The organism is Crossiella sp. S99.2 (genome assembly GCF_023094165.1).
Classification (GTDB): Bacteria; Actinomycetota; Actinomycetes; order Mycobacteriales; family Pseudonocardiaceae; genus Crossiella.
Window position 1 is genome coordinate 46,490 of record NZ_JALMDK010000023.1, and the last position, 17,124, is coordinate 63,613.

Genomic DNA, 17,124 nt, shown 5'->3' on the forward strand with positions numbered 1-17,124 from the left:
GACAACGACTGATGACGAACGAACCGGGCGCGCGGGACGACGCCGCCGCAGCCAAGCGGCGCGCTCTGATGCGCCAGCTCATGGCCAAAGCGGGCATCGCCGAGGACGTCGCGCCCGACCGGATCAAGCCCCGGGATCGTTCGGCGCGCACGCCATTGTCCTTTGCCCAGCAGAGCATGTGGGTGCACCAGCAGAGCCGGCCGGACAGCGCCGCGTACAACGTCGCCATGCTCATCCGGCTCTCCGGCGAACTGGACGAGGCGGCGCTGGGGCGGGCGCTGGGCGAGCTGGTCCGGAACCAGGAGATCCTGCGCACCCGCTACCTCGCCGAGGCCGACGGATCGGCGCATCAGGTCGTCGCCGAGGAGAGCAGTTTCACACTGTCCGCGCACGAGCTGACCGGTTCGGCGGACCTGGAGGCGGCCGCGGACGCGGCGGCGGCCGAGTTCGCCGCGGCGCCCTTCGACCTGAGCGCTGAGGACTCGCTGCGCGCGGTGCTGCTCCGGCTGGGCGCGCGGGAGCACGCGCTGGTGCTGGTGGTGCACCACATCGCCTGCGACGGGCTGACCTGGCACGGTCTCTTCGGCGAGCTGGCCGCCCGCTACCGCGCGGCCCAGGTGCCCGCCCCGGCGGTGCAGTACGCCGACTTCGCCGCCTGGCAGCGCACCACCTGGCAGGCCCCCGAGGCGGATCTGACGTTCTGGCGCGAGCGGCTCACCCCGACCCCTGAGCCGCTGGACCTGCCCACCGACCACCCGCGCCCTGCCCAGCAGGCCGAAGCGGGTCACCTGATCGTCCGCCGGTTCGATTCCGCGCTGCCGCAACGACTTCGCGAGTTCGCCGCCCGGGAGAACGTGACCCCGTTCATGGTGCTGCTGGCCGCGACCAGCGCGCTGCTGCACCGCTACACCGGCGCCACCGACCTCGCGCTCGGCACCGTGGCCACCAGCCGCGAGCAGGCTGAGCTGGCACACCTGGTCGGCAACTTCGGCAACACCCTGGTGCTGCGCACCGATCTGGCCGGCGAACCGGACTTCCGCGAGCTGCTGGACCGGGTGCGCACCGGCACCCGCGAGGCTTTCGCGCACCAGTCGCTGCCCTTCGACAGCCTGCTGGACGCGGTGCGCCCGCGCCGGGCACCCGGCCACGCCCCGCTGTTCGACGTGGTGCTGGCCTTCATCGCCGGGGAGATCCTGACCCTGGACCTGCCCGGCGTGCGGGCGAGCTGGCGGCACGTGGACAACGGCACCACCCAGACCGACCTTGGCCTGCAGGCCATCCTCACCGAGGACACCCTGCTGTTCGAGGCCACCTACCGCACCGAGTTGTTCACCGCCGACCGGATCACCCGCCTGCTCGGCCACCTGGAACACCTGCTGACCGCCGCACTGTCCACTCCGGACACTCCGATCAGCCGTCTCGACCTGCTCGGGCCCGAGGAGCGGACCGCGCTGGTCGAGGGCTTCAACAACACCGCGGCCGGGGCGGACTGGCGTTCGGTGGCCGAACAGTTCCTCGACCAGGCTGAGCGGACCCCGGAGGCCACCGCGCTGGTCTTCGGCGCGGACCGGCTCAGCTACCGGCAACTGGCCGAGCGCGCGGAGCGACTCGCCGCGCGGCTGGCGGCTCGCGGCGCGGGCCCGGAACGCACGATCGCGCTCGCGCTGCCCCGCTCGGCCGAGCTGGTGGTGGCGTTGCTGGCGATCGTCCGCTCCGGCGCGGCCTACCTGCCGATCGACCTGGCCTACCCGGCCGAGCGGATCACGCTCATGCTCACCGACGCGGCCCCGCACCTGGTGCTGTGCGAACCCGGGTTCGCCGCGACCGCGGGACTGCCGCCGGAGCAGGTGTTCTCCTTGGCGGACAACGGTTCCAGCGAACCACCCCGCCGCCCCTCGGCCGAGCACCCGGCGTACGTGATCTTCACCTCCGGCTCCACCGGCCGCCCCAAGGCCGTGCAGGGCACCCAGCTCGCGCTGGCCAACCGGCTGGCCTGGGGCCGGGCGCTGACCCAGGACCGGGTCCGGGTGGCCAAGAGCCCGCTCAGCTTCATCGACGGCTCCACCGAACTGCTCGGCGCGCTGGTCGCCGGGGCCACCGTGGTGCTGGCCGACGCGGCCACCGCCGCCGATCCGGCCCGGCTGGTCCAGCTCGTCGACGAGCAGCGGATCGAGCTGGTCACCGTGGTGCCGAGCCTGCTCGCCACCCTGCTCGACATCGCCCCGCCCGGCGCGCTGGACTCGGTGCGCACCTGGATCACCAGCGGCGAGGCCCTGCCCGCCGCGCTGGCCGACGCGGTCGCCGCCCGCTGGCCCCAGGCCAGGGTGGTCAACCTGTACGGCTGCTCCGAGGCCGCGGGCGACAGCCTCGCCCAGACCCACCGGCCGGGTGCGACCGGTCCGGTGCCGATCGGCACCCCGGTGGCCAACACCCAGGCCTACGTGCTCGACCACGGTTTCCAGCCCAGTCCGCTCGGCGTGCCCGGCGAGCTGTACCTGGCGGGCCACGGCCTGGCCCGCGGCTACCTGGGCGCACCGGCCCGCACCGCGGAACGCTTCCTGCCCAACCCCTTCGGCCCACCCGGCAGCCGCCTGTACCGCACCGGCGACCTGGTGCGCCGCCGCGCGGACGGGGTGCTGGAGTTCCTCGGCCGCGCCGACCAGCAGATCAAGATCCGCGGTTTCCGGGTGGAACCAGGTGAGATCGAGGCGGTCCTGCGCGTGGAGTCCACTGTGGACGACGCGGTGGTGGTGGCCCGCGAGATCGGCGGCGAGACCCGCCTGGTCGGCTACGTGGTCGGCTCCACCGAGGGCCTGCGCGACCGACTCGCGGATCACCTGCCGAGCCACCTGGTACCGGCGGTTCTGGTCGAACTGCCCGCGATCCCGTTGTCCCCCAGCGGAAAACTCGACCGCGCCGCGCTGCCCGCGCCCGAGGCCGCCAGTGCGGGCGGCGAAGCCCGCGACGACCGGGAACGGCTGCTGTGCGGGCTGTTCGCCGAACTGCTCGGGGTGCCCGCGGTGGGCATCGAGGACGATTTCTTCGCCCTGGGCGGGCATTCGCTGCTGGCCACTCGCCTGGTGAGCCGGGTCAGGGCCGAGCTGGGCGCCGAACTGACGCTCAAGCAGGTGTTCGAGGCCCGATCCGTCCGCTCGCTCGCCGCCCTGGTGGCGACGACCGGCTCCGGCAGGCCCGCGGTACGCGAGATCGCCCGCACCGAACCCGTGCCGGCCTCGTTCGCGGCGCTGGGCATGTGGTTCGAGGAGCGGTTGCACGGTCCCTCGGCCACCTACACCATCTCCCGGGGAATCCGACTGCGCGGCCCGGTGGACCTGGACGCGCTCACCGGCTCGCTGACCGACCTGCTACGCAGGCACGAGACCCTGCGCACCCTCCTGGTGGAGGGCCCGGAGGGCCTGCCCCAGCAACGGATCCTGCCCGCCGAGGAGGCGCTCGCCCACTGGCGGCCAACCCAGGTCGACGCCCGCGACTGGCCGGAGGCCGAACTGCGGTCCCAGCTCGAGCAGGACGCCGCGCGGCCGTTCCTGGTGGCGACCGAACTGCCGGTGCGGGCCACTCTCTTCCGGACCGCGGCCGAGGAGGTGGTGCTGCTCGTGCTGCTGCACCACACCGCGGCCGACGACTGGTCGTTCGGGCCGCTGTTCGCCGAGCTGGCCCACGGCTACCAGGCCCGCACCACGGGTTCGCGCCCGGACCTGCCGCCGCTGCCGGTGCAGTACGCGGACTACACCGGCTGGCACCGGGCCGTGCTGGGCGACCGCACGGAACCCGGCACGCCGGCCGCGGCTCAGCTCGACTACTGGGAACGGCAGCTCGCCGGATCGCCCGCGGAGCTGACCCTGCCCACCTCCCGCCCGCGCCCCGCGGTGGCCAGCCACCGTGGCAACCTGCTGGACTTCCGCCTCCCACACGAAATGCTGCTCGCGGCCAGGGAGCTGGCCGGGCGCACCGGCGGCAGCGTGTTCATGGTGCTGCACGCGGCGGTGGCCGCCCTGCTGCACAAGCTCGGCGCGGGCACGGACATCCCGCTCGGCGTACCGATCGCCGGCCGGACCGACCCCGACCTGCACGGGTTGATCGGCATGTTCGCCAACACCCTGGTGCTGCGGACCGATCTGGGCGGCGATCCCAGCTTCACCGAGTTGCTGGCCAGGGTGCGGGAGACCGACCTGGCCGCCTACGAGCACGCCGACGTGCCCTTCGACTGGGTGGTCGAACGGCTGCGCCCGGAACGTTCCCTGGCCCGTTCGCCGCTGTTCCAGGTGATGCTGGTGCCCCGCCAGGACGGCGGCGACCCGCTCCGGCTGCCCGGTGTCGCCGCGGAGCCATTCCTGCCGGCCACCGGCTCGGTCAAGTTCGACATGAGCGTGCATCTGGGCGAGACCGAGCAGGACGGCGTGCACGGCACCATCGTGTACAGCACCGACCTGTTCGACCACGAGCTGGTGACCGAGCTGGCCGAACGGCTGCGACTCCTGCTCCGCCAGGTGCTCGCCGGCCCGGATCAGCGTCTGTCCACTGTGGACATCCTGCTGCCCGCGGAGCGAGCAGGCCTGGACCAGGGGTGGAACGACACCGCGCGAGAGATCCCGGCGGGGACGCTGGTGGACCGCCTGGAGGCACAGGCAGGCCGCTCCCCCGAGGCCACCGCGGTGCTGTTCGAGGACACCGAGGTCAGCTACCGGGCGCTGCACACCGAGGCCAACCGGCTGGCCCGGCTGCTGCGCACGCACGGCGCTGGGCCCGGTGCGGTGGTCGCGATCGAGTTGCCCCGTTCGGTCGAGTTGTTCACCGCACTGTTCGCGGTGCTCAAGACCGGTGCGGCCTACCTGGCCCTGGACCCCGGGCACCCACCGCGGCGCCGCCTCGACATGGCCGCGGCGGCCGACGTGGTCGCGGTGGTCGCGGCGGGCGAGTCCGCGGCGGCCTTCGCCGGGCATCCCGGCCTGGTCCGGCTCGACGATCCGGCGACCGCGACCAGGCTGGCCGCGTTGCCCGCCACCGCGCTCACCAACGCGGACCGGACCACCACGCTGACCCGCGACCACCCGGCCTACGTGATCCACACCTCCGGATCCACCGGCAGGCCGAAGGGGGTGGTGGTGCCGCACGGCGCGGTGGTGAACCTGCTCGCCTGGCTGCAGGACCACCACGGTCTGCGGGCCGAGGACCGCGTCCTGCACAAGACACCGGTCGGCTTCGACGTCTCGGGCTGGGAGTTCTTCTGGGCGCTGGCCGAGGGCGCCGCGGTGGTGGTGGCCCGGCCGGACGGTCACCGGGACCCGGAGTACCTGGCCCGGTTGATCACGGCGCGCTCGGTCACCACCCTGCACTTCGTGCCGCCGATGCTGGAGGCATTCCTCGCCGAGCCCGCCGCGGCCGGCTGCACCTCGCTGCGCCGGGTGTTCTGCGGCGGCGAGGCACTGCCGGCGAGCCTGGCCCGGCGCGCCGGCGACCTGCTCGGCGCCGCGATCTACAACATGTACGGCCCGGCCGAGGCGACCATCGACGTCACCTTCTGGCGTCATGACCGCGATTCCACCGAGCCGAAGGTCCCGATCGGCCTGCCGCTGTGGAACACCCGCTGCCATGTGCTGGACGACGCGCTGCGCCCGGTCCCCGTCGGCGTGCCGGGAGAGCTGTACCTGGCAGGCGCGGGACTGGCCCAGGGCTACCTGAACCGCCCGGCGGGCACGGCGGAACGGTTCATCGCCGATCCGCACGGACCGGCGGGCAGCCGGTTGTACCGCACCGGCGACCTGGTCCGGCGGCGGGCGGACGGCGCGCTGGACTTCATCGGCCGCACCGACCACCAGGTCAAGATCCGCGGCGTGCGGATCGAGCCGGGTGAGACCGCGGCGGTGCTGCGCGAGCAGCCCGGCGTGGCCGAGGCCGTCGTGACCGTGCACAAAGGACAGAGCGGCGCCCGGCTGGTCGGCTACCTGGTCCCGCGCACCGGCTCCCGGCTGGACCTGGACGCACTCCTGCGGCAGCTGACCGACCGGTTGCCGGAGCACCTGGTGCCCGCCGTGCTGGTGCCGCTGGAGCGGCTCCCGCTGACCGCCAACGGCAAGGTCGACCGGGCCGCGCTGCCCGAACCGGCCACACCGCGAGCCGCCGACGCGTACCGGGAGCCGGGCACCGCGACCGAGCGGGCGCTGCACGAGGTGTTCGCGGAGGTGCTGGGCGCCACCGGCTTCGGGATCGACGAGGGGTTCTTCGCCCTCGGCGGCGACAGCATCAGCGCGGCGCGGACGGCGGCCATCGCCCGGCGGGCCGGGATCCCGGTCGGGGTCAAGGACGTCTTCCAGCACCAGACAATCGCCCGGATCGCCGCGGCGGTCGCGGCGGCCGAGCCCGAGCTCTCGGCCGAGGCCGGGACTCCGGTCCCGATCGCGCTGCCCCCACTGGTGCACTGGCTGCGCGCCAGCGGACTCGGGGTCGACGAGTTCGTCGTGTCCACCACCAGGGAACTACCGCCCGGCGCCGATCCGGGCCGCCTCGCCGAGGCCATCCGGATCGTCACCAACCGGCACGACGCGCTCGGCCTGGTCGTGGACACCGGCAACCGCCGGCTGTGGCGAGCCCACCTGCTGCCCAGCGGGCACCGCGTGCTCAGCGTGCCGGCGACGGCGACCGAGGCCGAGGCGGCGCACACGGCCGCCGCAGCCGCGATCGACATCGGCGCGGGCGAGGTCTTCCGGGTCACCCTGCTGACCGGCCGACCGCACCGGCTGCTGCTGCTCGCGCACGGACTGGCGGCCGATCCGGCCTCGCTGGAACTGCTCGCGGACGAGCTGGTCATCTTGCTCCAGGACGGTCCGCGCGCCGAACTGCCCTCGGCAGGCAGCTTCCAGGGCTGGACCGAGCACCTGACCGAACTGGCCGCGCAGCAGGCGGCGGCGCTGGAGTTGTGGCGCACCGCGATCCTGGAGACCACCGGCGCGATCCCGGCTGCGGCCCGGACCGGCCGGACCGGCGGGGCGATCACCCGGCACACCGTCACCCTCGCGCGCCCCGCAGAGGAGGAGCAGCTGGTGGCCGGGTTCCTCACCGCGCTGCGCCGGTGGGGCGCGGTCCCGGCTGGCACCCCGCAACTCGTGGACCGGATGGCGGACCCCCGGCGACTGGCCAAGCAGCCCACCGGCGATCTCAGCGCCACGGCAGGCCCGCTGTCGGTGGTCTACCCACTCGCCTTCGACGAGCGGGGCGCTGATCTGGACGGCTGGGACGAGCGCGGCCTCGGCTACCCCACCGTCCGGCACACCGGCCGGGCGGGCAAGGCGCTGGCGGACGCGCCCAGCGGCCAGGTGCTGTTGCGGGCGGCGAGCCCGGACTCCGCGCCCTATCCGGGCTGGCCGGTCGAGGCGGCCTACACCCCTGGCCCCGGGATCTGGGTGCTGCGCCTGACCGGCGACGAGAGCGTCGACCCCGGCAGGTTGCGCGAACTTCTGGACCTCTGGCACGAGGCAGTGACCACTACGACCGCATCGGAGCAGCAGAGTTGAGCACCACATCCAGGCAGTCCGGCACGGACCAGCTCGCGCCCAGCGCCACCGAATGCTGGTGGGCCGAGGCGTTCCCCGGTTCCCCCGTCCCGGTCGGGGTCAGGGTGCTCTCGCTCCCGGCTGGCGGTGCCGAGGCAGGCACGCTGGCCGCGGTCACCGCACTGGTGGCCGCCCATGACGCGCTCGGCGCCGCCCCGATCTGGGCCGGGGTGGTCGAATCCGGTGCGGACACCGCGGCGGAGGCGATCACCGAGGCGGCCGACCGGCTCGGCGCCCGGCTGGCACACACCACCGGCCTGGCCGCGCTCTGCCTCCGCCGTGGCGCCGAGGACCTGCTGGTGCTCGCCGCCGCGGAGACCGTGGTCGACGGCCCGTCCTGGCAGATCCTGCTCGACGACCTGCGTGCCCTGCTGGCCGACGGCGCGGCCGGGACCGGAGCCCCGGTGCGGGAGTACCGGGCCGAACTGGACCGGCTCGCGGCCGATCCCGCGCTGGCCGACCGGATCGAACCGTGGCTGGTGCTGGCCGACCAGGTCGACGAACTCGACCTGCCCGCCCCCTGGGCTGCCGAGGACGTCCCGGCCGACGGGCAGTGGCTCGGCGCCGGGGCGGTGCTGCCGCTGCGGCCCGCCGGGGATCCGCGCGCGGCCGCCGTCTCGGCGATGGTCACCGCGCTGACCGAGGTGGTCGGCGAGCCCGCGGACGGGATCCTGTTCGACCTCGCCGAGTCCGGCCGCGACGGCGGCCGGGCCAGGTTCGCCCGCACCGTCGGCGATCTGCGCCGGGTGCACCCGGTGCTGCTCACCGCGGCGAACCTGGCCGCACCGGCGACCGTGGCCGAGGCACTGGCGATCGAGCCGGGCGCCGCGACCGAGTACGGCGTCGCGAAGCACCTCAGCGCGCAGACCGCCGCCGCCTTCGACGAGGTGCGGGCGGCCGCGATCCTGCTGGAGCACGGCGTCACCGACCTCGGCGACCACCCGCTGCCCGCGGCGGGCGGCCCGGCCTCAGACCGGTACCTGCTGCGGTTCGGCGTCTGGTTCGACCCCGCCCACGCCAGGGTGCACACCTCGATCAGCTGGCACAGTTCGGCCCTGCCCGGACTGGACGGGGACCGGCTGCTCGCCACGGTGGGCCGGGCACTGGCCGAAGCGACGCCGGGGCAGCCGGATCCGCTGTCCTCGGCCCAGCGGGACGCGGTGGCCAGTGCGCTCGACGGCGCCGGGATCGCCGAGGTGCTGCCGATGTCGCCGATGCAGGAGGGGCTGCTCTTCCACCTCATGCTTGACGGCGACGACCAGAACGTCTACCTGCGCCAGGTCGTGCTGGACCTGCGCGGCCCGGTCGAGGTCGCCGCCTTCGCCGAGGCGGTGCGGCGCACCCTGGTGAAGTACCCGAACCTCACCGCGGCCTTCGTCACGGTCGAGGACACCACCATCCAGGTGGTGCCGGAACGCTTCGAGGTCCCGTTCGACTACGCCGACCTGACCTCGGCGGTAGCCACCGCGGGCGCGGACGCCGCCTTCGACGAGTTCGCCGCCGCGCAGCGGACACGCGGCTTCGTCCGGACCGAGCCGCCGTTGATCCGCTTCGGCCTGGCCCAGCTCGGCGCGGACAGCCACCGGCTGATCATGACCTCCCAGCTCATCCTGTTGGACGGCTGGGCCTCCGGCAAGATGTTGCTGTCCCTGCTCAAGTTCTACACCGACGCCGTGGCCGAGGAACGCAGTCCGGTCACCTCCTTCCGCACCTACCTCGACTGGCTCGGCGGCCAGGACCTCGCCGCCGCCCGGTCGGCCTGGCAGCGCGCGCTGGCGGGCATCGACGAACCCACCCTGCTGGCGCCGGCCGCCGACCTGCGTGCTGAGCTGACCGCCAACGGCGAGCTGTCCGTCGCGCTGCCCGCCGCGCTGGTGACCGGGTTGCAGGCCCGCTGCCGGGAGCTGGGCATCACCACCAGCACGCTGTACGAGACGGCCTGGGCGCTGCTGCTGGGCCGGCTGACCGGTCGGCAGGACGTCGTCTTCGGCACCCTCGTCTCCGGCCGCCACCCCGATGTGGAGGGGATCGAGACCACCGTCGGCGTGCTGTTCAACACCGTGCCGACCAGGGTCACCGCCACCGCCGAGGCCACCATCGGCGAGGTGCTGGCCTCGGTGCAGTGGAGCAAGGCCCAGCTCTTCGACTACCCCTACCTGAACCTGGCCGAGCTGCAGCGGATGGCGGGCCACCCCACGCTGTTCGACACCCTGTTCGTCTTCCGCAACGTGCCCCGGCCGGACCGGGAGCAGACCTTCGGCCCGGATCACGCGCTGCGGGTCATCGGCCAGGAGATCCGCGACGCGACGCACTACCCCCTGACCATGGTGGTCGACCCTGGTGAGGGCACCGTGGTCCGCGCGATGTTCCGCGAGGACCTGTTCGCCGCCACCGAGATCAATCGGGTCGTGGCCCGCTACGTGCAGATCCTGCGCACGCTCGTCGAAGCGCCGGACACCACGTGCTCGGCGCTGGACGTGCTGCTGCCGGACGAGCTGACCCACCTGCGCCAGGGCTGGGACCACACCGCGAACCCGGTGCCGGACACCACCATCGCGGACATGCTGGAGCAGCAGGCCGCGCGCACGCCCGAGGCGACCGCGCTGGTCTTCGGGCAGGTCCGGCACACCTACGCGGAGCTGAACGAGCGGGCCAACCGGATCGCGCGCTGGCTGGTCCAGCATGGCGCCGGGCCGGAAACCGTGGTGGCCCTTGGCCTGCCGCGGTCCTCGGACATGGTGGCCGCGTTGTTCGCGGTGCTCAAGACCGGCGCCGCCTACCTGCCCCTGGATCTGGACTACCCGGCCGACCGGCTGGAGTTCATGCTCACCGACACCGTGCCGCTGTGCGTGCTGTCCACTGTGGACGTCGACCCGACGCTGCCGCACACCGAGGTCCCGCACGTGCTGCTGGACTCGCCGGAGATCACCGCCGAGCTGGAATCCTTGCCCGGCAACGATCTCGCCGACGCCGAGCGCCGTGGATTCAACCGCACCGACCCATGGCGGCTGGAACACCCGGCCTACGTGATCTACACCTCCGGCTCCACCGGCAAGCCCAAGGGCGTGGCCACCCCGTACCGCGGCCTGACCAACATGCAGTTCAACCACCGGGTGGCCATCTTCGACCCGGTGGTCGAGGCGGCCGGGCGGCGGCTGCGGATCGCGCACACCGTGTCCTTCTCCTTCGACATGTCCTGGGAAGAACTGCTCTGGCTGGTCGAAGGCCACGAGGTGCACGTGCTCACCGAGGACATGCGCCGGGACGCCCTCGCGCTGACCGCCTACTGCGACAAGCACGCCATCGACGTCATCAACGTCACGCCCACCTACTGCCAGCAGCTCATCGACAACGGCCTGCTGGAGGAAAACCCCGGCCACCGCCCGGTGCTCGTGCTGCTCGGCGGCGAGGCCGTGTCCGAACAGGTCTGGACCGCACTCCGCGACACCCCCGGCGTGCTCGGCTACAACCTGTACGGCCCAACCGAATACACCATCAACACCCTCGGCGGCGGCACCGAGGACAGCGCGACCTCCACGGTCGGCAAGGCCATCTGGAACACCCGCGCCTACATCCTGGACGCCTACCTGCGGCCGGTGCCGGTCGGTGTGCCCGGCGAGCTGTACATCTCCGGCGTCGGCCTGGCCCGCGGCTACCTCAAACGCCCCAGCCTCACCGCCGACCGCTTCATCGCCGACCCCTACGGCGCCACCGGCGAACGCATGTACCGCACCGGCGACCTGGTGCGCGAACGCCAGGACGGCAACCTGGACTTCCTCGGCCGCACCGACGACCAGGTCAAGATCCGCGGCTACCGGGTGGAGATCGGCGAGGTGGAGAGCGCGCTGGCCGCGCACCCCGAGGTCGCCCAGGCCGCGGTCATCGCGGCGGACACCGATCTGCCTGGGGTGAAACGACTTCTCGGCTATCTGGTGCCCGCCGAGGTCAGCGGGGACGAGGCCCGCTCGGAGGTCGAGGCCGAACAGATCGCCGAGTGGAACCAGATCTACAGCGACGAGTACACTGAGATCCCCACCGCGGTCTTCGACGAGGACTACGCGGGCTGGGACAGCAGCTACGACGGCGACCCCATCCCGTTCACCGACATGAGCGAGTGGCGGGCCGCCACCCTAGACCGCATCCGCGAGCTGAAACCCAAGCGGCTGCTGGAAATCGGCGTCGGCACCGGCCTGCTGCTCTCCGGCCTGGCCCGCGACACCGAGTCCTACTGGGCCTGCGACTTCGCCGCCCCGGTCATCGACAAACTCGGCCACGACCTCCTGGCCGACCCGGAACTGGCCGCCAAGATCGAACTGAGCTGCCGGCCCGCACACGACACCGACGGCCTGCCCGCCGGGCACTTCGACACCATCGTGATCAACTCGGTGATCCAGTACTTCCCGAACATCGACTACCTCACCGAGGTCATCGGCAAGGCACTGGACCTCCTGGCCCCCGGCGGCGCGCTGTTCGTCGGCGATGTGCGCAACCTGCGGCTGGCCCGCACCTTCCACACCGCCATCCAGCTCGGCCGCGCCGACGAACGCACCGACGAGGCCGCGCTGCGCAAGGCGATCGAACGCGCCGTGCTGCTGGAGAAGGAACTCCTGGTCGACCCGGACTACTTCACCGCCCTCGGCGACCACCTGCCCACCCTCGCGGGGGTGGATCTGCGGATCAAGCGCGGGCACATGCACAACGAGCTGTCCCGGCACCGCTACGACGTGGTGCTGCGCAAGGCAGGCGCGGATACACTGTCCCTTGTGGACGGTCCGGCGCTGCCATGGGACGGCGCGCTCGACCTGGCCGCCCGGCTGGCCGACCGCCCGGACTCGCTGCGGATCACCCGCATCCCCAACGCCCGGCTCACCGCCGAGGTCGCCGCGCAACGCGCGCTGGAGGCCGGATCTCCGGTCACCGGCGCACGCAGCCTGCTCAATCCGAAGACCAGCGTGGGTGTCGAACCCGAGGCCCTGCACGAACTGGCCGCCCAGTCCGGGCACCGGCTGCTGCTCACCTGGTCCGACACCACCGACGGCAGCTACGACGCGGTGTTCACCCTGGCCCAGGACGAAATCCTGCTGGGCGCCTACGCCCCGACCAGGGCCCGCAACTCCGCGCTGTCCGGCTACGCCAACAACCCGTCCGCGGCCAGGGACAACTCCGGCCTGGTGGCCAGGGTCCGCGACCACCTCAAGGCCGTGCTGCCCGACTACATGGTGCCCGCCGCCCTGATCACGATGGAACGACTTCCGTTGACCACCAACGGAAAGCTCGACCGCCGCGCCCTGCCCAGCCCCGACCTCGCGGCGGGCGCCGGCGGCGGACGGCCACCGGCCAACCCCACCGAGGAAGCCCTGTGCGAGCTGTTCGCCCAGGTGCTCGGCGTGCCCAAGGTCGGCGTGGCGGACAACTTCTTCGACCTGGGCGGGCATTCGCTGCTGGCCGCCCGGCTGATCGGCAAGGCCCGCACCGGACTCGACGTGGACCTGGCCATCCGGGACCTGTTCACCTGCCCCACCGTGGCCGAACTCGCCGCCAAGGCCCTGGACAGCGCACCCGCGATCGTCCAGCCGGTGCTCACCGCGGGCGCCCGCCCCGAGCGGATCCCGCTCTCCTTCGCCCAGCAACGGCTCTGGCTGCTGGACCACATGGACACCGCGGGCAGCGCCTACACCGTGCCCACCGGCGTCCGGCTGCACGGCGAGCTGGATCTGCCCGCCCTGCGCGCGGCCTTCGCCGATGTGCTGGCCAGGCACGAGAGCCTGCGCACGGTGATCGAGACCCACGAAGGCCTGCCGTACCAGCGGATCCGGCCGGTCGCGGAGATCACCCCGGAGGTCACCGTGACCGCGGTGGCCGAGGCCGAGCTGGACGCCGCGGTGGCCGCGGCCATCGCGGTGCCCTTCGATCTGGCCGCCGACCACCCGATCCGGCTGGCCGTGCTCACCCTCGGCCCGGCCGACTCGGTGCTGCTGGCCGTGTTCCACCACATCGCCTTCGACGAGTGGTCGCTGCGGCCCTTCGTCGAGGACCTCACCGCCGCCTACGCCGCCCGGCACGACGGCCGGGCCCCGGAGCTGACCCCGCTGCCGGTGCAGTACGCGGACTACGCGCTGTGGCAGCGCGCCCTGCTCGGCGCGCCGGACGACCCGAAAAGCTTGCAGGCCAAGCAGTTGGGCTACTGGCGGCGGGAACTGGAGGGCATCCCCGAGGAGCTGTCCCTGCCCACCGACCGGCCCCGCCCGGCGGTGGCCAGTTTCCGCGGCGAGACCATCCAGCGGGAGATCGGCCCGGACCTGGCGGTGCGGTTGCGGCAACTCGCCCGCGGCCAGGACGCCACCGTGTTCATGCTGTTCCAGACCGCGGTCGCGGCCCTGCTGCACCGGCTCGGCGCGGGCACCGACATCCCGCTGGGCAGCCCGGTGGCCGGCCGGGACGAGGAAGCGCTCAACGACCTGATCGGGTTCTTCGTCAACACCCTGGTCATCCGGGCCGACGTCAGCGGCAACCCCAGCTTCACCGAGTTGCTGGACCGGGTCCGGCGCACCGACCTGGCCGGGCTCAGCCACGCCGACGTGCCCTTCGAGCGCCTGGTCGAAACGCTCAACCCGACCCGCACGCTCTCCCGCAACCCGCTGTTCCAGGTGATGGTCGGCTACCAGAACCAGGGCACCGGCGCGGCGATCTTCCCCGGCCTGACCGTGACCGAGGGCCGGTTCGACCCGCCGACCGCCAAGTTCGACCTGGACTTCGTGCTGCGCGACTACGGCACGGACACCGACGGCATGGGCCTGGACGTGGAGTACGCGGCCGACCTGTTCGACTGGACCACCGCGGCCAACCTGCTGGACCGGCTGCTCGACCTGCTCGAACAGGCCGTGGCCCGGCCGGACGTGCGGATGAGCGAACTGGACGTGCTCGGCGCGGCCGGGGCCCGCCTGGACGCCTGGAACCGGACCGAACGCGAGATCCCCGCGCTCACCATCGCCGACCTGCTCGAACAGCAGGCCGCCCGCACCCCGGACGCGCCCGCCCTGGTCGCCAATCCGGACCTGCCCGGTGAGATCCGCTGGAACTACACCGAACTGAACGAGCGCGCCAACCGGATCGCCCGGCTGCTCGTCAGTCGCGGCGCCGGACCGGAAACCGTGGTGGCCCTTGGCCTGCCGCGCTCGGCGGACATGGTGGCCACCCTGTTCGCGGTGCTCAAGACCGGCGCCGCCTACCTGCCGCTTGACCTGGACTACCCGGCCGAGCGGCTGGCGTTCATGCTCGCCGACGCCAAGGCGGTCTGCCTGGTCAGCACCACCGAGGTCGCCGCCACCCTGCCCGCGACCTCGGCCCCCACGGTGCTGCTGGACGCGGCCGCGGCCGAGCTGGATTCCTTGCCCGGCAACGATCTCGCCGACACCGAACGCCGCGGCTTCCACCGCACCGACCCGCACCGCCTGGAACACCCGGCCTACGTCATCTACACCTCCGGCTCCACCGGCAAACCCAAGGGCGTGCTCACGCCTTACCGCGGCCTGACCAACATGCAGTTCAACCACCGCGCCGAGATCTTCGACCCGGTGGTGGCCGAGGCCGGACGGCGACTGCGCATCGCGCACACCGTGTCCTTCTCCTTCGACATGTCCTGGGAAGAACTCCTGTGGCTGGTCGAAGGCCACGAGGTGCACGTCTGCGACGAGGAACTGCGCCGCGACGCCGAAGCCCTCACCGCCTACTGCGACCAGCACGCCATCGACGTCATCAACGTGACGCCGACCTACTGCCAGCAGCTCATCGACAACGGCCTGCTCGACGAGAACCCCGGCCACCGCCCCGTGCTCGTGCTGCTCGGCGGCGAGGCCGTGTCCAACCAGGTGTGGGAAACGCTCAGGGACACCCCCGGCGTGCTGGGCTACAACCTTTACGGCCCAACCGAATACACCATCAACACCCTCGGCGGCGGCACCACCGACCGGGACACCCCCACCGTCGGCCGCCCGATCTTCAACACCACCGCGCACGTGCTCGACGAGTACCTGCGCCCGGTCCCGCCCGGGGTGGCGGGCGAGCTGTACATCGCCGGCATCGGCCTGGCCCGCGGTTACCTGGACCGGGCCGCGCTGACCGCGGACCGCTTCATCGCCAACCCCTTCGGCGCGCCCGGTGACCGGCTTTACCGCACCGGCGACCTGGTGCGCTGGTGCCAGGACGGCACCATCGACTACCTGGGCCGCACCGACGACCAGGTCAAGATCCGCGGCTACCGGGTGGAAATCGGCGAGATCGACACCACCCTGGCCGAACACCCCGGTGTCCGGCAGGTCGCGGTGATCGCCGCCGACACCGACCTGCCCGGCGTCAAACTCCTGGTCGCCTACATCGTCGGCACGGCAACAGCGGAGGAACTGCGCGAGTGGGCCGGGCAGCGCCTGCCCGGATACATGGTGCCCTCGGCGTTCGTGGCCATGGACGCGCTGCCGCTGACCGTCAACGGCAAGCTCGACCGGGCCGCGCTGCCCGCCCCCGACCTGGGCGCCAAGGTGTCCAGCCGGGGACCGCGCACCGAGCGGGAAGCCGTGCTGTGCCAGGTCTTCGCCGAGGTGCTCGGCGTGCCCAGGGTCGGCGTGGACGACAGCTTCTTCGAGCTGGGCGGCCACTCGCTGCTGGCCATGCAACTGGTCAGCCGGATCCGGGCCAGCGGCGTCGAGGGCGTCTCGGTCGGCGCGGTGATGGCCGCGCCCACCGTGGCCGCGCTGGCCGACCGGCTCGGGTCTGCCGACGGCGCCGACCCGGCGCTGGCCCCACTGCTGGCCCTGCACCCCGAAGGCGCCCAGCCACCGCTGTTCGCCATCCACCCCGGCTTCGGCCTGGCCTGGCCCTACGCCGCGCTGGTGCCGCACCTGGACGCGGACCGGCCGCTCTACGGCCTCCAGTCCCCGGTGGTGACGGGCGAGGACGTGCCGAGCTTCGACGCGCTGGCCCGCGAACACCTGCGCCGGATCCGGACCGTGCAGCCCAGCGGCCCGTACCACCTGCTCGGCTGGTCCTTCGGCGGTCAGCTCGCGCACGCCATCGCCGGCCTGCTCCAGGCCGACGGCGCGGACGTGGCCCTCCTCGCGGTGTTGGACGCCCAGCCAGCCGACCCGGCCCTGCCCCCGGACGAACCCCTCTCCGCCGGGCAGATCCGGGACCGCCTGCGCCTGACCGCCGACGAGCAGACCACCGAGGCACTCATCCGGGCCTGGACCACCCACGACCGGCTGCTGCCCGAAACCGGCTACCCGGTCTACTCGGGACCGCTGGTGTTGTTCAGCGCCAAGGGATCCGCCGGCACCGGCGCAGCGAACTGGACCGCGCTGGCCACCGGCCGGATCGAGGACCAGGAGCTGCCCTACCCGCACGACGAGCTGCTCTCCCCCGACGCGGTCGCCGCGTTCGGGCCGGTGCTCACCGCCGCACTGGAGCGGAACGGGGCTGGGCAAGTGCAGTAATTCCGTTACCGCCAGCGGACCGTCCCGTGATCGCGGAACCGAACTCGTCGTTTAGGGTTGGCTAACCTAAT

Annotated in this window: 2 protein-coding genes; both read left to right on the forward strand. The window is 72.8% G+C overall.

Translation table 11 applies throughout. From position 1 onward, the window contains the following. Positions 1 to 11 precede the first annotated feature (11 nt). Positions 12 to 7,529, forward strand: coding sequence for a non-ribosomal peptide synthetase (locus MZC64_RS45225; protein ID WP_247765752.1), 7,518 nt, complete (start codon positions 12 to 14; stop codon positions 7,527 to 7,529). Then, positions 7,526 to 17,053 carry a non-ribosomal peptide synthetase gene (locus MZC64_RS45230; protein WP_247765754.1) on the forward strand — a complete coding sequence of 3,176 codons (9,528 nt, stop codon included), beginning with the start codon at positions 7,526 to 7,528 and terminating at the stop codon, positions 17,051 to 17,053. Before MZC64_RS45225 ends, MZC64_RS45230 begins: the two co-directional genes overlap by 4 nt. Positions 17,054 to 17,124 lie beyond the last annotated feature (71 nt).

Coding starts and splice junctions, on each gene's coding strand:
- MZC64_RS45225 (WP_247765752.1), top strand. CDS start 12: ATGACGAACGAACCGGGCGCGCGGGACGACGCCGCCGCAGCCAAGCGG.